This is a genomic window from Trinickia sp. (assembly GCF_036503415.1).
Taxonomy (GTDB): Bacteria; Pseudomonadota; Gammaproteobacteria; order Burkholderiales; family Burkholderiaceae; genus Trinickia.
In genome coordinates this window covers 1-16,148 of the sequence record NZ_DASXWY010000190.1, presented here as the reverse complement: position 1 = coordinate 16,148, position 16,148 = coordinate 1, and the positions used below count along the sequence as shown (strand labels likewise).

The following is a 16,148-nucleotide window of genomic DNA, read 5'->3' as shown; positions in this document are numbered from 1 at the left end:
AGGCCAAAAACGAAAAACCCGCGTCAGCCTTGACTGACGCGGGTTTTAATCTGGTCGGGGCGAGAGGATTTGAACCTCCGACCACCTGCACCCCATGCAGGTACGCTACCAGGCTGCGCTACGCCCCGAAAGCATGAAAGTATAACAGACACTTTCACCGAAAAGAACTACACCTCATCACTAATGACGCAACAACTCGATGACACCGCGCAACTCCTTGCGCAGCCGCTCGATATCGACGGCCGGCGCAGCGCTCGGCGCTGGCTGCGCCGCCGACGCTACATCGGGTCGCGACGCGTCGCTCGGCGCATCGCTGCCCTCTTCCATCACCGCACCGCGCGCATCGAGCCGATTGCGCGCACCATTGATCGTGAAGCCCTGCTCATAGAGCAATTCGCGAATCCGCCGAATCAAAAGGACTTCGTGATGCTGGTAATAGCGCCGATTACCGCGCCGCTTCACCGGACGCAACTGCGTAAACTCCTGCTCCCAATAACGCAGCACATGCGGTTTGACGCCGCACAGTTCGCTGACTTCACCAATCGTGAAGTAGCGCTTCGCCGGAATCGGAGGCAAGACGACTTTTTCGACCGTCGTTGTCATCGTCAGTTAACCGTCGTGGTGAATGGGCGCGACACCGCGCCTTTCGCTCGTCAGCGCGGGAAAGTCGCTTCGACTCCGTTTTCGACGAGCGCCTTGAGCTTTTGACTTGCGTGGAACGTGACGACGCGGCGCGCGGCAATCGGAATTGCCTCGCCTGTCTTCGGGTTACGACCGGGTCGCTGCGGTTTGTCCCGCAGCTGGAAATTGCCGAATCCCGACAGTTTCACGCCATCGCCGCTTTCGAGTGCGTCGCGAATCACGTCGAAGAAAGCCTCGACCATATCCTTCGCCTCACGCTTGTTGAGCCCGACGTTATCGAACAGCAACTCGGCCAGCTCAGCTTTCGTCAGCGTCGGCGTTTCGCTCGAAACGCCCGCGGGCGGGGTCGGAATTTCTCGAATCATGGCGCCACGCTGCGCCGAAAGAAGGGCTTCGAAATCACTCGAGTTCATTTCGTTCATATCTAAAAACAGCGGCCATCCGATGCCAACGCGCAGCGCCGGCATCGTTCCGAAGCTGTTCGCGCTTACCCCCGCAACCGCGCACCGTAGACTCGAGCCAAACGATCCACCAAGGCCTTGACGGCCGCATCCACCGTCTCGTCCTGCAGCGTGCCGCCAGTATCTTGCAGGGTCACGCGGAAGGCAAGGCTTTTCTCGTGCGCAGCCAGGCCACCGGAAGTATTTGATTTTGCACGAAATTCATCGAAGAGCGCAACCCTTTGCACGAATTTTCCGGCACCCTCGCCCAGCGCCTTTTGCATCTCGTCCAGCAGCGCCTGCGTCTCGATCTTCTGATCCACCACCACGGCAATATCGCGCCGCACCGGCGGAAATTTCGATACTTCGGCGGGCACCGGCAACGCGCGCGCCATCACCGCTTCGGCGTCGACCTCGAAAACGATCGGCGCCTGCGGCAAATCGTATTGCCTCATCCAGCGCGGATGCAGCTCGCCGATGAAACCGACTGCGCGACCGTCGAGCTCGATGCGCGCACTGCGTCCCGGATGCAGCGCGGGATGCTCAGCCTTCACGAAGCGTGCAATGCGCGGCGCAAAAAGCGCCTCGACATCGGCCTTGACGTCGAAGAAATCGACCTGGCGTGTCGGGAGACCCCACTGCTCTTCCGCCACGGGCCCATAGGCAAGCGCACCGATACGCTTCGGCTGGATGTACCCTTCGACGGCATATTCGCTGGCCTCCTGCGTCGCATCGCGCAGGAATACGCGCCCGAGTTCGAACACGCGGATACGCTCGGCACGCCGATTGAGGTTGTGGCGAAGCACATTCACGAGGCTGCCGACGAGCGTCGTACGCATCACCGACATCTGGCTCGCAATCGGATTGACGAGCCGCACCGGATTATCGTTGCCGGCGAAATCGCGCTCCCACGATTCGTCGACGAAGCTGAAGTTGATCGTCTCAGAGTAATCGCGGGCGGCCAGTGCGTGGCGAATCGCGTGAATCGAGCGTTGCGTCTCGTTCGTCGCGCGCATTGCGTTGGCCGCCATCGGCGGGCGCGCCGGAATCTTTTCGAAACCGTAAATACGCGCCACCTCCTCGATCAGATCCTCCTCGATCTCGATATCGAAGCGGTACGGCGGCGGCGTGACGGAAAACCGCTCGCCGTCGAACTCGAACGCGAGCCCAAGGCGCTCGAAAATACGAGCCATCTCGTCGGCGGGAACCGGCACGCCGATGATGCGCTGCGCACGCGCCACACGCATCGCGACCGGGGTGCGCTTCGGTACGTTGACCGTTTGATCGTCGACCGGACCGGCCTTGCCGCCGCAAATATCGAGAATCAAACGCGTGATGTATTCGATGTGCTCGACCGTCGTCGAGTAATCGACGCCACGCTCGAAGCGATGGGCCGCGTCGGTCGAGAAGTTGTACCGGCGTGCACGCCCGCGGATACTGTCGGGCCACCAGAACGCCGCCTCGAGATAAATGTTCGTCGTATCGAGCGTGACCGACGTGCGCTCGCCACCCATGATGCCCGCCAGGCTTTCGACTTGCCGATCGTCGGCAATGACACCCACCGTCTCGTCGAGCTCGATCGTATTGCCGTTCAGCAACTCCAGGCTTTCGCCGCGGCGGCCCCAGCGCACTTCGATGCCGCGATGAATCTTGTCGAGATCGAACACGTGCGTCGGCCGGCCGAGCTCGAGCATCACATAGTTCGAGATATCGACGAGCGCCGAAATGCTTCGTTGTCCTGAACGCTCCAGCCGTTCGACCATCCATTGCGGCGTTCTCGCGCGCGCATTCACGCCGCGAATCACACGCCCGGAAAACCGGCCGCACAAATCGGGCGCCGCGATGTTGACCGGCAGCGTCTCGTCGAGTCCGGCCTGCACCGGCTCGATCGCCAGGGGCTTCAGCGGCGCCCCCGTAATGGCCGACGTCTCGCGCGCGACTCCGAAGACCGACAGGCAATCGGCCTTGTTCGGCGTCAGCTTGATTTCGAAAATCGTATCGTCGAGATTCAACGTCTCGCGAATATCCTGCCCCACCGGCGTATCGTCGGGGAGGATCAAAAGGCCGCTGTGGTCTTCCGAGAGTTTGAGCTCGCGCGCGGAGCACAGCATGCCCTGACTTTCGACGCCGCGCAGCTTCGAGAGCTTGATCGCGAACGGCGCGCCGCCCTCCTCGGCCGGCGGCAGTTGTGCGCCCACGAGCGCAACAGGAACCTTGATGCCCGGGGCCACGTTCGGCGCACCGCATACGATGTTGAGCGTCGCGCCGGTGCCTGCATCGACCTGGCAGACGTTGAGCTTATCGGCATCGGGATGCTTGACGACTTCGAGCACACGCCCGACGACGATCTTCGACGTGGGAGGAGCGGCAGGCCGCAGCGATTCGACTTCAAGGCCAGCCATCGTCAGCGCGTGCGACAGCTCTTCGGTCGTCAGTTGCGGATCGACGAACGCGCGAAGCCAGGATTCAGGGAATTGCATGAGTGTCTACGTTCGAATGAATGAGGTCCAGCCGGGGCAATGCCGAGCGCGCGCGGCGTCAGGCAAATTGCCGCAAAAAGCGCAGATCGTTTTCGAAAAAGAGCCGCAAGTCCTGCACGCCGTAGCGCAGCATCGTCAGGCGCTCGAGCCCGCTGCCGAACGCGAAGCCGATATAGCGTTCGGGATCGAGGCCCATGTTGCGGATGACGTTGGGATGCACCTGCCCCGAACCCGAGATCTCGAGCCACTTGCCGGCATTCTTGCCTTCCTCGAACTTCATGTCGATTTCGGCCGAGGGCTCGGTGAACGGAAAGTACGACGGCCGGAACCGCACCGAGATATCGTCGCGCTCGAAAAACTTCCTGAGGAAATCGGTATAGACGCCTTTCAGATCGGCGAAGCTGATGTGCTCGTCGATCCACAGCCCCTCCACCTGATTGAACATCGGCGAGTGCGTCGCGTCGCTGTCGACGCGATACGTGCGTCCGGGCGCGATGACCTTGATCGGCGGCTTGTTGGTGCGCGCATATCGCACCTGCATCGGACTCGTATGCGTGCGCAGCAGCAAGGGGCGCCCCGTTGCATCCGTGCCGTCGATGTAAAACGTGTCCTGCATCGAGCGCGCCGGATGGTTTTCCGGGCTATTCAACGCGGTGAAGTTATACCAGTCCGTCTCGATCTCCGGCCCATCGGCCACATCGAAACCGATCGAGCCGAATATCTGCTCGACCCGTTCCCAGGTGCGCATCACGGGGTGCAGACTCCCCGCGCCGTTGCCGCGGCCGGGCAACGTGACATCGACCGCCTCCGCGGCGAGCCGCTGATTCAACAAGGCCTCGGCCAACGCATCGCGGCGCGCGGACAGCGCGGCTTCGACTTGCTGCTTCGCGACGTTGATACGCGCGCCCTCGGTCTTGCGCAGGTCGGGATCGAGCTTGCCGAGTCCCTTGAGGAGTTCGGTCAGCACACCCGCCTTGCCAAGGAAGCGCGCCTTCTCGTTTTCGAGCGTGACGCCATCGGCGGCTTCGTCAAAGGCCCTTTGCGCCTCGGCAACAATCTGGTCCAGATCCATTGATCCCATCATTTCAACGTCGAGGAAAAATTACGAGAGAAAGCGCTCGACCAACAAAAACGGGGGCTCGGTGAGGAGCCCCCGTTTTTGTCGCGGCGACACCGGCTTTTACCGATACCGCCGCCACGAACCAAGCAGTACTAATTTCGCAATTAGGCTGCGACGGCGGCTTTCACCTGCTTCACGATCGCGGCAAAAGCAGCCTTGTCGAACACGGCCATATCGGCCAGCACCTTGCGGTCGAGTTCGATCGACGCCTTCTTCAGGCCGTTGATGAACACGCTGTACGTCATATCGTGCTGGCGCACCGCCGCGTTGATACGCGTGATCCACAGCGCGCGGAACACACGCTTCTTGTTGCGACGGTCACGGTATGCGTACTGACCTGCACGCATGACCGCTTGCTTCGCAATGCGGAAGACGTTGTTGCGACGGCCGCGATAGCCCTTCGCAAGGTTGATGATCTTCTTGTGTCGGGCACGTGCTGTAACCCCACGTTTGACTCGAGGCATGTTTCGCTCCTATGAGTTGTCGGTTGAGGGTTAAGCGAACGGCAGCATCGCGCGCACCGAGTCCAGATTGGTCTCGTGCACCGCGGTGGAACCGCGCAGATGGCGCTTGTTCTTCGTGGTCTTCTTCGTGAGGATGTGGCGCTTGAAGGCTTGACCGCGCTTGACGGTACCGCCCGGACGCACCACGAAGCGCTTTGCAGCGCTCTTCTTGGTTTTCATCTTAGGCATGACGAACAACTCCATTTATTAGATGGCGATGGGTGTGCGGCCGGCAAAATGCCCCAGATCCGCCCTTCGAAACCCAGTCCACTTGTTTGCGGCGCCCAGCCCGAAACCTCCCGGGCCCGCCGCATTTTCAGGAACGACGCTTCGCGTCGTTCCGAAACCTGCCGGGTACTGCCTGTGCAAAGCCAACTTACCGCGAACGACCGTTCCGTTCGCGGCACGCCGCGTCACTTCTTCTTTTTCGGCGCGAGCACCATGATCATCTGGCGCCCTTCCATTTTCGGCATCTGCTCGACCTGCCCGACCTCGTCGAGGTCGGTGCGCAGGCGCTCGAGCATCCGCATACCGATTTCCTGGTGCGCCATCTCGCGACCGCGGAAACGCAACGTGATCTTCGTCTTGTCGCCGTCCTCGAGGAAGCGTATGAGGTTGCGCAGTTTGACGTTGTAATCACCGTCGTCGGTCCCGGGACGGAATTTCACTTCCTTGACCTGGATGACCTTCTGCTTGAGCTTGGCCTCGTGCTGCTTTTTCGCTTCCTGGTACTTGAATTTGCCGTAGTCCATCAAGCGGCAAACGGGCGGGACCGCCTGGGGTGCGATTTCCACCAGATCCACGTCCTGCTGTTCCGACATGCGGAAAGCATCAGCCAGTTTTACGATGCCGAGCGGTTCGTTGTCGATTCCGACCAGACGCACCTCGGGTGCAGAAATTTCACCGTTGATGCGATGCGACTTATCAGTAGCGATGTTCGGTTCCTCTAAAAATTAAAAAAACGAGCCGCGCTGCCAAGTGGTTACTTGAAGGCCTGGACATCCTGACGCAGGCGCTCAACGAAGGTATCGATCGGCATGACGCCAAGATCCACACCGCCACGGGCACGCACGGCTACCGTTTGGGCATCACGCTCTTTATCGCCGACCACGAGCAGATACGGCACCTTTTCGAGCGTATGCTCGCGTATTTTATAGCTTATTTTCTCGTTGCGCAAATCGGCCTCGATTCTAAGCCCTTGTTTTTGCAACGTTTGGACCAGCGCACTCGCATACTGGGCCTGGCTTTCGGCGATATTCATGACCACTGCCTGGGTCGGCGCGAGCCAGGGCGGCATCGCACCGGCGTGATGCTCGATCAGAATGCCGAGGAAACGCTCCATCGAGCCTACGATGGCCCGATGCAGCATGACCGGCCGCCGGCGGCTGTTGTCCTCGGCGACATATTCGGCGCCCAGGCGCTCCGGCAGCACCATGTCGAGCTGAAGCGTGCCGCACTGCCACGAGCGGCCCAGCGCGTCCTTGATGTGGTACTCGACCTTGGGGCCGTAGAACGCGCCTTCGCCGTCGAGCTCCTCCCACTGCAATCCGCAGGCCGTCAGCGCTTCGCGAAGTCCGGCTTCGGCGCGGTCCCAGATCTCGTCCGTGCCCGCGCGCTGCTCGGGACGCAGCGACAGTTTGATATCGATATGCTCGAAGCCGAAGTCGCGATAGACGCTCATCGCCAGCGTATTGAACTTGATCGACTCGGCGATGAACTGGTCTTCGGTGCAGAAGATGTGTCCATCGTCCTGCACGAAGCCGCGCACGCGCATAAGCCCATGCAGCGCACCCGATGCCTCGTTGCGGTGACATGAGCCGAATTCCGCGTAGCGCAGCGGCAAATCGCGGTACGAGCGCAGGCCGTGCTTGAACACCTGAACGTGCCCGGGACAGTTCATCGGCTTGATCGCGTAGTCGCGCTTTTCCGATTCCGTCGTGAACATATTCTCGCGATAGTTCTGCCAATGGCCCGACGCTTCCCACAGCGAGCGGTCCATGATCATGGGCGTCTTGATCTCGAGATAGTCGTCCGCATTGACGCGGCGGCGCATGTACTGCTCGACCTGCTGCCACAGCGTCCACCCCTTCGGATGCCAGAACACCATCCCGGGCGACTCGTCCTGCAGATGGAACAGGTCGAGCTGACGGCCGAGCTTGCGGTGATCGCGCTTCTCCGCTTCCTCGAGCATGTGCAGATAGGCGTCCTGCTCTTCCTTCTTCGCCCACGCCGTACCGTAGATCCGCTGCAACTGCTCGTTCTTCGAATCGCCGCGCCAATACGCGCCCGCGACCTTCATCAGCTTGAAGACCTTCAGCTTGCCCGTGGACGGCACGTGCGGGCCGCGGCACAAGTCGGTGAAGCCGCCATGCGCGTACAGCTTGATCTCGTCTTCGGCGGGAATCGATTCGATGATCTCGGCCTTGTATTGCTCGCCGATGCTTTTGAAGTACTCGACGGCTTCGTCGCGCGATACCACCCGCCGCGTCACGGGCTCGTCCTTCTTCGCGAGCTCCTGCATGCGCTTTTCGATCTTCTCGAGATCTTCGGGCGTGAATGGCCGCTGATACGCGAAGTCGTAATAAAAACCGTTGTCGATCACCGGCCCGATCGTGACTTGCGCTTCGGGATAGAGATCCTTCACCGCATACGCGAGCAGGTGGGCCGTCGAATGGCGAATGATGTCGAGGCCATCGGGGTCTTTGTCCGTGACGATGGCAAGCGACGCGTCGCGATCGATCAGCGTCGACGTATCGACGAGCTCGCCATCGAGCTTGCCGCCCAACGCGGCCTTGGCAAGCCCCGGACCGATGGAGGCCGCCACTTCGGCAACCGTGACCGGATGCTCGTACTGTCGAACCGAACCGTCTGGCAGGCGTATCGAAACCATTGCGTTCTCTCCGGTTGCCGCGAAGCGCGCGGCATCGTCAGAGGCCGGAGTCAGCACTCGAGCGCCAACTCCGGCCGACAAAAAAAATGCGGCCCCGCTTTCGAGGGGCCGCATTCACTTTCATTAACCGCAGATACTGAAACAGGGCGAAAGAGGTCCTCGACTAGCGTCGCTCCGAAGTTGTTTCGGTCAACGTTCGCGGTGTCATAACCGTATTCGCCTTTGACGCCCGAGGGCGTATTTCGCGCTGCTTGAAAAACCGGCAAACCGGATTTTCGTATTTCGTTGGTAGGCTCGATTGGACTCGAACCAACGACCCCCACCATGTCAAGGTGGTGCTCTAACCAGCTGAGCTACGAGCCTGAAGAAAGAGCGATTATATGGAGTCCCTGAAAACTTGGCAAGCACTTTTATGCTTTCACATGCAAGTGCAGGCCTCGTTCGCAGACCACGCTTCCACGCCGCCCTCCGTGTCCTTCGTCAGCCCTTGCGGGCCGCGCGCACTACGCCGCTCACTTCGCCAAGCAACGTGCACGCACGCTGGACCTGCGCCGCGTTCGACACCTCGACGGTGAACTGCATGAACGCCGCGTTGCGCCGGCTCATCGTCTTCACGCCGACGACATTCATCTTCTCGCGCGCGAACACTTCGGAGATGTCGCGCAAGAGCCCCTGCCGGTCCTGCGCCTCGATCGTCAAATCGACCGGATAGACGGAAGCGCCGCGGCCACCCAGCACATCGGCCGACCACGCAGTCTGCAGCACGCGCTCGGGCGCCCGCGCCGCCATGCGTAAAAACATGGGGCAGTCGTCGCGATGGATCGACACGCCCTTGCCGCGCGTGACGAACCCGCTGATCGCGTCTGGCGGCGCCGGCCGGCAGCATCGTGCAAGCTGCGTGAGCAGCGCGTCGACGCCGACCACCAGCACACCGGCCGATGCGCCATGCGCCACGCTCGAGCCGCTGCCGCGCTTTTCGAATTGCGCGGGCGCCTCGGGTTCCGGTTCGGGCGGCGGCGTGTCGGACAGCGCCTGCTCGATCGCACGCACGCTGAACTCGTCTTTGCCCACCTGCGAAAAAAGCTCTTCCGGCGATTTGAAACCGAGCTTCGCCGCCAGATGATCGAGACTGACCGACGTCTTCCCTTCGCGCTGCAACGTCTTTTCGACGATGGCCCGTCCATTCGCAACGTTCTCTTGCGAGTCGATCGCGTTGAACCAGGCGCGGACCTTCTGACGCGCACGCGCGCTTTGCAGATAGCCCAGCTGCGGGTTGAGCCAGTCGCGCGACGGCCCACCCTCCTTCACCGCAATGATTTCGACCGTCTGTCCGTTCGAAAGCGGCGTATTGAGCGGCACCATCGCGCCGTCCACGCGCGCGCCACGGCAGCGGTGGCCGAGTTCGCTATGCAGGTGGTAGGCGAAATCGACAGGCGTCGCCCCTTGCGGCAGCGCGATCACGCGTGCCTGCGGCGTCATGACGTAGATGTGATCGTCGTCGAGCGTGGCCTGGCGCAGCTGCTCCCAAGGGTTCTCCGGATGCTCGCCCTCGGCGACTTCGTCTTTCCAGGCGAGCAGCTGGCGCAGCCAGGCGATTTTTTCGTCGTACTTCTCGCTCGCGGTGAACTGCCCGCCGTAGCCGCGCACGCCGGCTTCCTTGTAACGCCAATGCGCGGCCACGCCGTATTCGGCGAAGCGGTGCATCTCCTGCGTGCGAATCTGGACTTCGAAGGCACGACCGTCATCGCCGATCACTACGGTATGGAGCGATTTGTAGCCGTTCGGCTTCGGACGAGAGATGTAGTCGTCGAATTCCTTCGGCACGGGCTGCCAGAGGTTGTGGACGATGCCGAGCACCGTGTAGCAGTCCTTGATGTCGGGCACGATGACGCGAAACGCGCGCACGTCGTAGAGCTCCGCGAAATCGAGTGCCTTGCCGCGCATCTTGCGCCAGATGCTGTAGATATGCTTGGGCCGCCCGCTCACTTCGGCCCGGATATGCGCTGCGGCAAGCTCCTGCTGCAGCCGTTCGATCGCACTTGCGACGTAGGTCTCGCGCTCGACCCGCTTTTCGTCGAGCAGCCTGGCGATGCGCTTGTAGGTGTCCGGGTCTTCGAAGCGGAACGCAAGATCCTCGAGTTCCCATTTGAGCTGCCAGATGCCGAGCCGGTTGGCGAGCGGCGCGTAGATGTCGAGCGTTTCTCGCGCGACGTCGACGCCCGGCGAGCGCTTCGCCGCGGCGTAGTATCGCAGCGACTGCACGCGCGACGCGAGCCGGATCAGCACGACGCGGATATCCTGCGCGAACGCGAGCAGCATCTTGCGCAGCGCTTCGATTTGCGCGCGGCGCTCCTCCTGGGCTTCGCGACTCGCGTCGGCCGCTGCGCTTTGCGTCACGCGCAGGCTCACGGTACCGAGCCGCAGCAGCTTGCGCACGTCGCCGACGAGACGGGCGACTTCCTCGCCGAAGCGCTCCGCGATCTTGCGCTCCGGGTCCTCCAGGCGCGGCGTGAGCACAAAGAGCGCCGCCGCCAGCACGGCGGGCGGATCGACATTGAGCTTGCGCACGATCGTCGCCGTTCCCTCGGCGTGATCGGCCAGCAATTCGCCCGTCGGCAAGCGCGCGTCGCCCGCGTGCTCGCGCACGAAGGCAAGCGCCTCCTCGTAGGACGGCAACGCCGCGGCGTCGTTTTCGGCAATCATCGTGAAGCCCACTTTCTCAGGCGAGGCAGCCCTCGCACGCACACCCGCAGGCCGCTCAGCTGTTTTGCTTTTGTGCTGCGACGACGACGATTTCGACGAGGCACTCAGGGTTGGCGAGTTTCGCCTCGACGGTGGCGCGCGGCGGCGTGTTGCCCTGCGCAACCCACTCGTCCCAGACGGCATTCATTGCCGGGAAATGCACCATATCGGCGAGATAGATTTGCACTGACAGCAAGTGCGTCTTGTCGCTGCCCGCCTCCTGGAGCAGGCGATCGATATGGCCCAGCACTTCGCGCGTCTGGCCTGCCGCATCCTGCGCGGTGTCCTCGGCAATCTGCCCGGCCAGATAGACGGTGCCGTTATGAATGGCGATTTCGGAAAGACGCTTGCCGACGTGATGACGAATGACTGCCATTTGAAAAGTCCTGTTCGATGACCGCTCGATCGGTCGTTACGCGCGGCGGCGGTAGGCAACGGCGCTACGCCCAGCCCTTCCCCGAATGCGAGACGCCGCGCGCGAGACCGTTATTATGACGCGTTGCCGTCACCGACGAAGAACTGGCGCGCAATGCCGATCTGTTGCGGGTCGAGAAACGCCGGCGCATGGCCCACGCCCGGAATTTCCACACTCGACACCTGATGTCCGCGCGCCACCATCTGTGCGACGGTCTCGCGCGAGAGCAGATCCGATAACCCCCCGCGCACCACGAGCACCGGACATCTCGCGGCCTCGAACAAGTGCCAGAGCATCGCCTCGCCGGCGGTATTGGCCTCCGGGGTCGAAGCGGTAAACGGCACGGCAATGCCCGGATCGTAGCGGAATTCCCAGGCGCGGTCGTCGCGTTGCCGCAGCAGCGGCGTATTGATCTCGCGCCATTCGTCGAGCGTGAGCGGCCCGAACGAAGCGGCGAGCAGCGCAGCGTGATCGATGCCCTCGTCGAGCGAGGCGAAGCGCACCGGCTGCCCCACGTACGAGCCGATCCGCGCAAGCGCCGCGGGTTCGATATGCGGGCCGACGTCGTTGACGAGCAGCTTGCGCACGGGCGTACCGGTCAAGCCCGCCAACGCCATCCCGATGAGCCCGCCCATCGACGTTCCGAACCAGTCGACGGATTCGACATCGAGTCGCGCGATCAGCGTCGTCATGTCGGCCACATATTGCGGGATGCCGTAGCGGCTCGGCTCCGGCAGCCAATCGGACTGGCCGCGGCCGACGACATCGGGACACACCACGCGGTAAACATCCGAGAGCGCGGTCGCAACGCGGTCGAAATCGCGCCCCGAACGCGTGAGGCCATGCACGCAGACGAGCACGCGCTCGTTCTCGGGGTCGCCCCACTCGGTGTAGGCCATCCGGTGCAAACCGGCAGGGTTTGCGCACTGCACATAGCGCAGGCGCGGACCGGCGGGTTGCGAGGCGTGGGCGGGCGATGCGCTATCGGGCGACGAGCTCATGGAACGACCCTCGAAAAAAAGCCGGGCGCAGCACGGGCCCGGCACATTGCGTCTCGCGCGGACCGCGCGTGCGACGCCGTCAGTGAATGCCGCTTACGTCGAGCGGCGCCCCCGTTTTGGCCTTGATTTCGTCGAGGCTGACGCCGGGGGCAAGTTCGACGAGCTTGAGTCCCTGTTGGGTGACATCGATCACTCCCAGATCCGTGATGATCCGATCGATCACCCCGACGCCGGTGAGCGGCAGCGTGCAGCTCTCGAGGATCTTGTGCTGATCGCCCTTGGCGACATGCTCCATCAAGACCACGACACGTTTCACGCCCGCCACGAGATCCATGGCACCGCCCATTCCCTTGATCATCTTGCCGGGAATCATCCAGTTGGCGAGATCCCCGGTCTTGCTGACCTGCATCGCCCCGAGGATGGCCAAGTTGATGTGACCGCCGCGAATCATCGCGAACGAGTCGGCCGACGAGAAAATCGATGAACCGGGCAACGTCGTGATCGTCTGCTTACCGGCGTTGATCAGATCGGGATCGATCTCGTCCTCGGTCGGCGACGGGCCGATGCCGAGCAGACCGTTTTCCGACTGCAGCCATACTTCGATGCCGGCCGGAACGTAGTTGGCGACGAGCGTAGGCAACCCGATGCCCAGATTCACGTAATAGCCGTCCTGCAGCTCCTGCGCCGCGCGCGCAGCCATCTGTTCGCGAGTCCATGCCATGTCAGTCTCCCTTCGCGCGCACGACGCGTTGTTCGATGCGTTTCTCCGGATGCGCATTGAGCACGATGCGCTGCACGAAAATGCCGGGGGTGTGGATCGCATCGGGATCGAGCGCGCCGACGTCGACGATTTCTTCGACTTCCGCCACGGTGATGCGGCCGGCCATCGCGCACATCGGGTTGAAGTTGCGCGCGGTGCGCCGGAACACGAGGTTGCCGGACTTGTCCGCCTTCCACGCCTTGACGAGCGCCACGTCCGCCGTCAGCGAAGGCTCGAGCACATAGAAGTTTTCGCCGAACTGACGCGTTTCCTTACCCTCGGCAATGATGGTGCCGTATCCGGTGTTCGTGTAGAACGCCGGAATGCCCGCGCCGCCCGCACGCAGCTTTTCGGCGAGCGTACCTTGCGGCGTGAATTCGAGCTCGAGTTCGCCTGCGAGGTACTGGCGCTCGAATTCCTTGTTCTCGCCGACGTAGGAAGAAATCATCTTTTTGATCTGCCGCGTCTCGAGCAGCAGGCCGAGGCCGAAGCCGTCGACGCCGGCATTGTTGCTGATACAGGTAAGGCCCTTCACGCCGGAGTCCCGCAACGCGGCGATGAGCGCCTCTGGAATGCCGCATAGGCCGAAACCGCCCACGGCAAAGGTCTGCCCGTCTTTCACGATGTCTCGGAGTGCGGCGGACGCGCTTGGATAAACCTTGTTCATCTCATTGTCCTTCCACGATTGGAATTGGCGGATACGCAGCCGTGTCGGCATGCGTCGCGCGAAGCCTCGACGCTTGAGCATTCTAGTCGTCCGCGGGCCAATGGTCGATTGGCGGCCGCGTCGACGTGGTGGGCTCTCGCCTGCCTCGCTTCGCGCCTCTCACGATGGGCAAAAGGGTAAGATGGCCGACGCGTGCGGCACAATACGCAAAAATACATAGGTGAAAGGCCCGCCCAGCCTTTCGCGGCAGCACTTCGCAGACCATGCCCCAAATCGACTACAAGACCGCCTTTCAACTCGCCCCGCTCGGACTCGTGCTCTCGCGAGATCGCGTCATCGAAGACTGCAACGACGCCCTGGCGCGAATCTTCCGGTGCGATCGCCAAGCGTTGATCGGCCAATCGTTTCGGGTGCTCTATCCTTCGCCCGATGAATTCGAGCGCATCGGCGAACGCATCGCCCCCATCATGACGGCACAAGGCAGCTACGCCGACGATCGCATCATGAAGCGCGCGGACGGCGAACTGTTCTGGTGCCATGTCACGGGGCGCGCGCTCGAGCGTCATGCGCCGCTCGCGGCCGGGGTCTGGACGTTCGAGGATTTGAGCGCCACGCGACGCGTGGCCGTCGAACTCACGCCGCGCGAGCGGGAAGTCGCGGCGCAGCTGGCGACCGGCAAGACGAGCAAGCAGATCGGCCGCGCGCTCGACATCAGCTCGCGAACCGTCGATATCTACCGTGCGCGGCTCATGCGCAAATACGGGACCGGCAATGCAACAGAGCTGTTGCAGCGGCTACTCGGCCAGTAAGCGCAGCGCCGCTCAGGCCGCCTTTTCGGATGCGTGCCGCTCGATCAGCTCCCGAAGGGGCTCGGGCAGCGGCACCGACTTGCCGGCTGCGTAGTCGATCCAGACGCAACGCGCACTGCCGCGTGCATAGAGGGTCTTCGGGTCGTCGGCGCGCACGAGTTCGAATGTGGTGTCGAAGCTGCTTCGGCCGGGGCGCGCCACTGCCATGCGCCCAATGACGTCGCCCGGATAGTGGAGCTGGCGCAAGAACTCCATGGACGCATTGACGACGACCGGACCTTGGCCGTCCCGCGCATTGCCGACAAGCCCGAGCGCTTCGAACCAGCTGATCCGCACCTGCTCCATGTAGCGGAAAAAGACGGTGTTGTTGACGTGGCCGAAGGCATCCATGTCGCCCCAGCGGATCGGCATCGACATCTCGAACACGGGTTGGTCATCGCTCATCGTCACGTCTTCTTTCAACAAAAATAAAAATGGAGCACAGCGGATGTGGGCACGCGTCTTCGCGGCACGCGTCATGCGATTCGCTTCGTCGCTTACGCCAGCGCGAAACCGTCGTCGGCGGAGATCACCGCGCCGTTGATGAATTGCGACTCGTCCGCTGCAAGCAGCATCAACAGGCCATCGAGGTCCTCCGGCTTGCCGACGCGCTTGCGCGGCAGCATCGACAGCAGCTTTTGCCCGTGATCGGTCGACCAGAGATGATGGTTGATCTCCGTGTCGATGTAGCCGGGGCAGATCGCGTTGACATTGATGCCGTGGCGGCCCCATTCGAGCGCCATGGCACGCGTCATCTGCACGACCGCCGCCTTGCTCATCGAATAGAGTCCGATCTGCGGCAAGACACGCAAACCCGCGACCGATGCAATATTGACGATCCGGTACGGCGGTTTGTGATTGGCCGACGCGGAACGCATGATCATTCGCTTGGCCACTTCCTGCGCCACGAAAAACGCACCGCGCGTATTCGTATCGAATACGTATTCGAAATCCGCCGGCGTGACCTCGGTGAGCTTTTGCGTCGTCGAGACGCCCGAATTGTTCACGAGAATGTCGATCGTGCCCGCCTCGGTCTCCGCATGCGCGACGGCCGAGCGGATGCTCTGATAGTCCGTCACATCGAGCGAAACGACGTGCGCGGCGCCGCCCGACGCCTCGATCTCGGCCCGCAGCTCCTTGAGCCGCTCGACGCGGCGGCTCGCCAACACCACTTTCGCCCCGGCCTGCGACAGCACCAGCGCGAAACGCTTGCCGAGCCCGCTCGAGGCGCCCGTGATCAGCGCAACTTTGCCTTCCAGATTGATCGAACGGCCCATTGTCGATCCCTTTATCGATTAGGTTACGTTTGCGGCGACGCGCACGCGATATCGGCCCGACAACAGAGGGGGCACTCTATCACAAAAATAGAACGGTCGTGCTAATGTTGACTCATTCGGTTGCAGCGCCCTCTTCGTTCGCTGACAATACGAACCCGAAAAAAGCATTCTAACGGCTAAGGAGCCCCAATGACCCCCGAGCGTCTCGTCGAGCAGTACGGCCCGCGCGAATCGATGGAATACGACGTCGTGATCGTGGGCGGCGGCCCCGCGGGACTTTCGGCGGCCATCCGGCTCAAACAGCTCGCGCAGGAAAAAGGCGTCGAGCTTGGCGTATGCGTGCTGGAAAAAGGCTCCGAGATC

The 16,148-nt window shown here is 62.3% G+C and carries 17 protein-coding genes and 2 tRNA genes; 2 read left to right on the top strand and 17 right to left on the bottom strand.

Going from position 1 to position 16,148, the window contains the following annotated elements; translation table 11 throughout:
• Positions 1 to 51: 51 nt before the first annotated feature.
• The 15 genes from VGL01_RS22670 to VGL01_RS22600 form a co-directional block, all read right to left on the bottom strand.
• Positions 52 to 128, bottom strand: a tRNA-Pro gene (locus VGL01_RS22670).
• A 52-nt stretch (positions 129 to 180) separates the two neighbouring features.
• A complete protein-coding gene (locus VGL01_RS22665) occupies positions 181 to 603 on the bottom strand; it encodes a MerR family transcriptional regulator (RefSeq protein WP_331573363.1) in 423 nt (140 codons plus the stop codon).
• A gap of 50 nt (positions 604 to 653) precedes the next feature.
• Positions 654 to 1,064 carry an integration host factor subunit alpha gene (locus tag VGL01_RS22660; RefSeq protein ID WP_173258880.1) on the bottom strand — a complete coding sequence of 137 codons (411 nt, stop codon included), beginning with the start codon at positions 1,062 to 1,064 and terminating at the stop codon, positions 654 to 656.
• Positions 1,065 to 1,129: 65 nt separating this feature from the next.
• Positions 1,130 to 3,562, bottom strand: a complete 2,433-nt coding sequence (pheT, locus tag VGL01_RS22655; protein ID WP_331573361.1) for a phenylalanine--tRNA ligase subunit beta — start codon at positions 3,560 to 3,562, stop codon at positions 1,130 to 1,132.
• A gap of 58 nt (positions 3,563 to 3,620) precedes the next feature.
• Positions 3,621 to 4,634: a phenylalanine--tRNA ligase subunit alpha gene (gene pheS, locus VGL01_RS22650; protein WP_331573359.1), complete on the bottom strand. Its 1,014-nt coding sequence runs from the start codon at positions 4,632 to 4,634 to the stop codon at positions 3,621 to 3,623.
• Between the two features lie 152 nt (positions 4,635 to 4,786).
• A complete protein-coding gene (gene rplT, locus VGL01_RS22645; protein WP_173258875.1) occupies positions 4,787 to 5,146 on the bottom strand; it encodes a 50S ribosomal protein L20 in 360 nt (119 codons plus the stop codon).
• 30 nt (positions 5,147 to 5,176) lie between these two features.
• Complete coding sequence (gene rpmI, locus VGL01_RS22640) at positions 5,177 to 5,374, bottom strand: 50S ribosomal protein L35 (protein WP_331573357.1); 198 nt, start codon at positions 5,372 to 5,374, stop codon at positions 5,177 to 5,179.
• Positions 5,375 to 5,598: 224 nt separating this feature from the next.
• Entirely contained in the window at positions 5,599 to 6,120 is a 522-nt protein-coding gene (gene infC / locus VGL01_RS22635) for a translation initiation factor IF-3 (protein WP_331573369.1), read from the bottom strand.
• A gap of 47 nt (positions 6,121 to 6,167) precedes the next feature.
• Positions 6,168 to 8,075 (bottom strand): threonine--tRNA ligase, encoded by a 1,908-nt coding sequence (gene thrS / locus VGL01_RS22630; RefSeq protein ID WP_331573355.1) that lies wholly within the window; start codon positions 8,073 to 8,075, stop codon positions 6,168 to 6,170.
• A gap of 286 nt (positions 8,076 to 8,361) precedes the next feature.
• Positions 8,362 to 8,438, bottom strand: a tRNA-Val gene (locus VGL01_RS22625).
• Between the two features lie 117 nt (positions 8,439 to 8,555).
• A complete protein-coding gene (locus VGL01_RS22620; RefSeq protein ID WP_331573353.1) occupies positions 8,556 to 10,778 on the bottom strand; it encodes a bifunctional (p)ppGpp synthetase/guanosine-3',5'-bis(diphosphate) 3'-pyrophosphohydrolase in 2,223 nt (740 codons plus the stop codon).
• 55 nt (positions 10,779 to 10,833) lie between these two features.
• Entirely contained in the window at positions 10,834 to 11,193 is a 360-nt protein-coding gene (locus VGL01_RS22615) for a RidA family protein (protein WP_331573351.1), read from the bottom strand.
• Positions 11,194 to 11,306: 113 nt separating this feature from the next.
• Positions 11,307 to 12,233 (bottom strand): alpha/beta hydrolase, encoded by a 927-nt coding sequence (locus tag VGL01_RS22610; RefSeq protein ID WP_331573349.1) that lies wholly within the window; start codon positions 12,231 to 12,233, stop codon positions 11,307 to 11,309.
• Between the two features lie 79 nt (positions 12,234 to 12,312).
• The gene (locus VGL01_RS22605; protein ID WP_331573347.1) at positions 12,313 to 12,954 is read right to left on the bottom strand and encodes a CoA transferase subunit B; all 642 of its coding nucleotides are present in this window, start codon (positions 12,952 to 12,954) and stop codon (positions 12,313 to 12,315) included.
• Position 12,955: 1 nt separating this feature from the next.
• Complete coding sequence (locus VGL01_RS22600; protein ID WP_331573367.1) at positions 12,956 to 13,660, bottom strand: CoA transferase subunit A; 705 nt, start codon at positions 13,658 to 13,660, stop codon at positions 12,956 to 12,958.
• A gap of 263 nt (positions 13,661 to 13,923) precedes the next feature.
• Here VGL01_RS22600 and VGL01_RS22595 point away from each other — a divergent pair, with 263 nt between their 5' ends.
• Positions 13,924 to 14,469: a PAS and helix-turn-helix domain-containing protein gene (locus tag VGL01_RS22595; RefSeq protein WP_331573345.1), complete on the top strand. Its 546-nt coding sequence runs from the start codon at positions 13,924 to 13,926 to the stop codon at positions 14,467 to 14,469.
• 12 nt (positions 14,470 to 14,481) lie between these two features.
• Here the strand turns inward: VGL01_RS22595 and VGL01_RS22590 are convergent, their stop codons facing one another.
• Entirely contained in the window at positions 14,482 to 14,913 is a 432-nt protein-coding gene (locus VGL01_RS22590) for a thioesterase family protein (protein WP_331573343.1), read from the bottom strand.
• Between the two features lie 92 nt (positions 14,914 to 15,005).
• On the bottom strand, positions 15,006 to 15,785 hold the full coding sequence (locus VGL01_RS22585) for an SDR family oxidoreductase (RefSeq protein WP_331573341.1): 780 nt from the start codon (positions 15,783 to 15,785) through the stop codon (positions 15,006 to 15,008).
• A 189-nt stretch (positions 15,786 to 15,974) separates the two neighbouring features.
• On the opposite strand from VGL01_RS22585, the gene VGL01_RS22580 reads away from it, so the two are divergent.
• Positions 15,975 to 16,148: FAD-dependent oxidoreductase (locus tag VGL01_RS22580; RefSeq protein WP_331573365.1), on the top strand; the 174-nt coding region annotated here is incomplete at its 3' end.

Coding starts and splice junctions, on each gene's coding strand:
- pheT (WP_331573361.1), bottom strand. CDS start 3,562: ATGCAATTCCCTGAATCCTGGCTTCGCGCGTTCGTCGATCCGCAACTG.
- VGL01_RS22615 (WP_331573351.1), bottom strand. CDS start 11,193: ATGGCAGTCATTCGTCATCACGTCGGCAAGCGTCTTTCCGAAATCGCC.
- VGL01_RS22590 (WP_331573343.1), bottom strand. CDS start 14,913: ATGAGCGATGACCAACCCGTGTTCGAGATGTCGATGCCGATCCGCTGG.
- VGL01_RS22595 (WP_331573345.1), top strand. CDS start 13,924: ATGCCCCAAATCGACTACAAGACCGCCTTTCAACTCGCCCCGCTCGGA.
- VGL01_RS22660 (WP_173258880.1), bottom strand. CDS start 1,064: ATGAACGAAATGAACTCGAGTGATTTCGAAGCCCTTCTTTCGGCGCAG.
- VGL01_RS22605 (WP_331573347.1), bottom strand. CDS start 12,954: ATGGCATGGACTCGCGAACAGATGGCTGCGCGCGCGGCGCAGGAGCTG.
- rpmI (WP_331573357.1), bottom strand. CDS start 5,374: ATGCCTAAGATGAAAACCAAGAAGAGCGCTGCAAAGCGCTTCGTGGTG.
- rplT (WP_173258875.1), bottom strand. CDS start 5,146: ATGCCTCGAGTCAAACGTGGGGTTACAGCACGTGCCCGACACAAGAAG.
- pheS (WP_331573359.1), bottom strand. CDS start 4,634: ATGGATCTGGACCAGATTGTTGCCGAGGCGCAAAGGGCCTTTGACGAA.
- thrS (WP_331573355.1), bottom strand. CDS start 8,075: ATGGTTTCGATACGCCTGCCAGACGGTTCGGTTCGACAGTACGAGCAT.
- VGL01_RS22585 (WP_331573341.1), bottom strand. CDS start 15,785: ATGGGCCGTTCGATCAATCTGGAAGGCAAAGTTGCGCTGATCACGGGC.
- VGL01_RS22600 (WP_331573367.1), bottom strand. CDS start 13,660: ATGAACAAGGTTTATCCAAGCGCGTCCGCCGCACTCCGAGACATCGTG.
- VGL01_RS22620 (WP_331573353.1), bottom strand. CDS start 10,778: ATGATTGCCGAAAACGACGCCGCGGCGTTGCCGTCCTACGAGGAGGCG.
- VGL01_RS22665 (WP_331573363.1), bottom strand. CDS start 603: ATGACAACGACGGTCGAAAAAGTCGTCTTGCCTCCGATTCCGGCGAAG.
- VGL01_RS22610 (WP_331573349.1), bottom strand. CDS start 12,233: ATGAGCTCGTCGCCCGATAGCGCATCGCCCGCCCACGCCTCGCAACCC.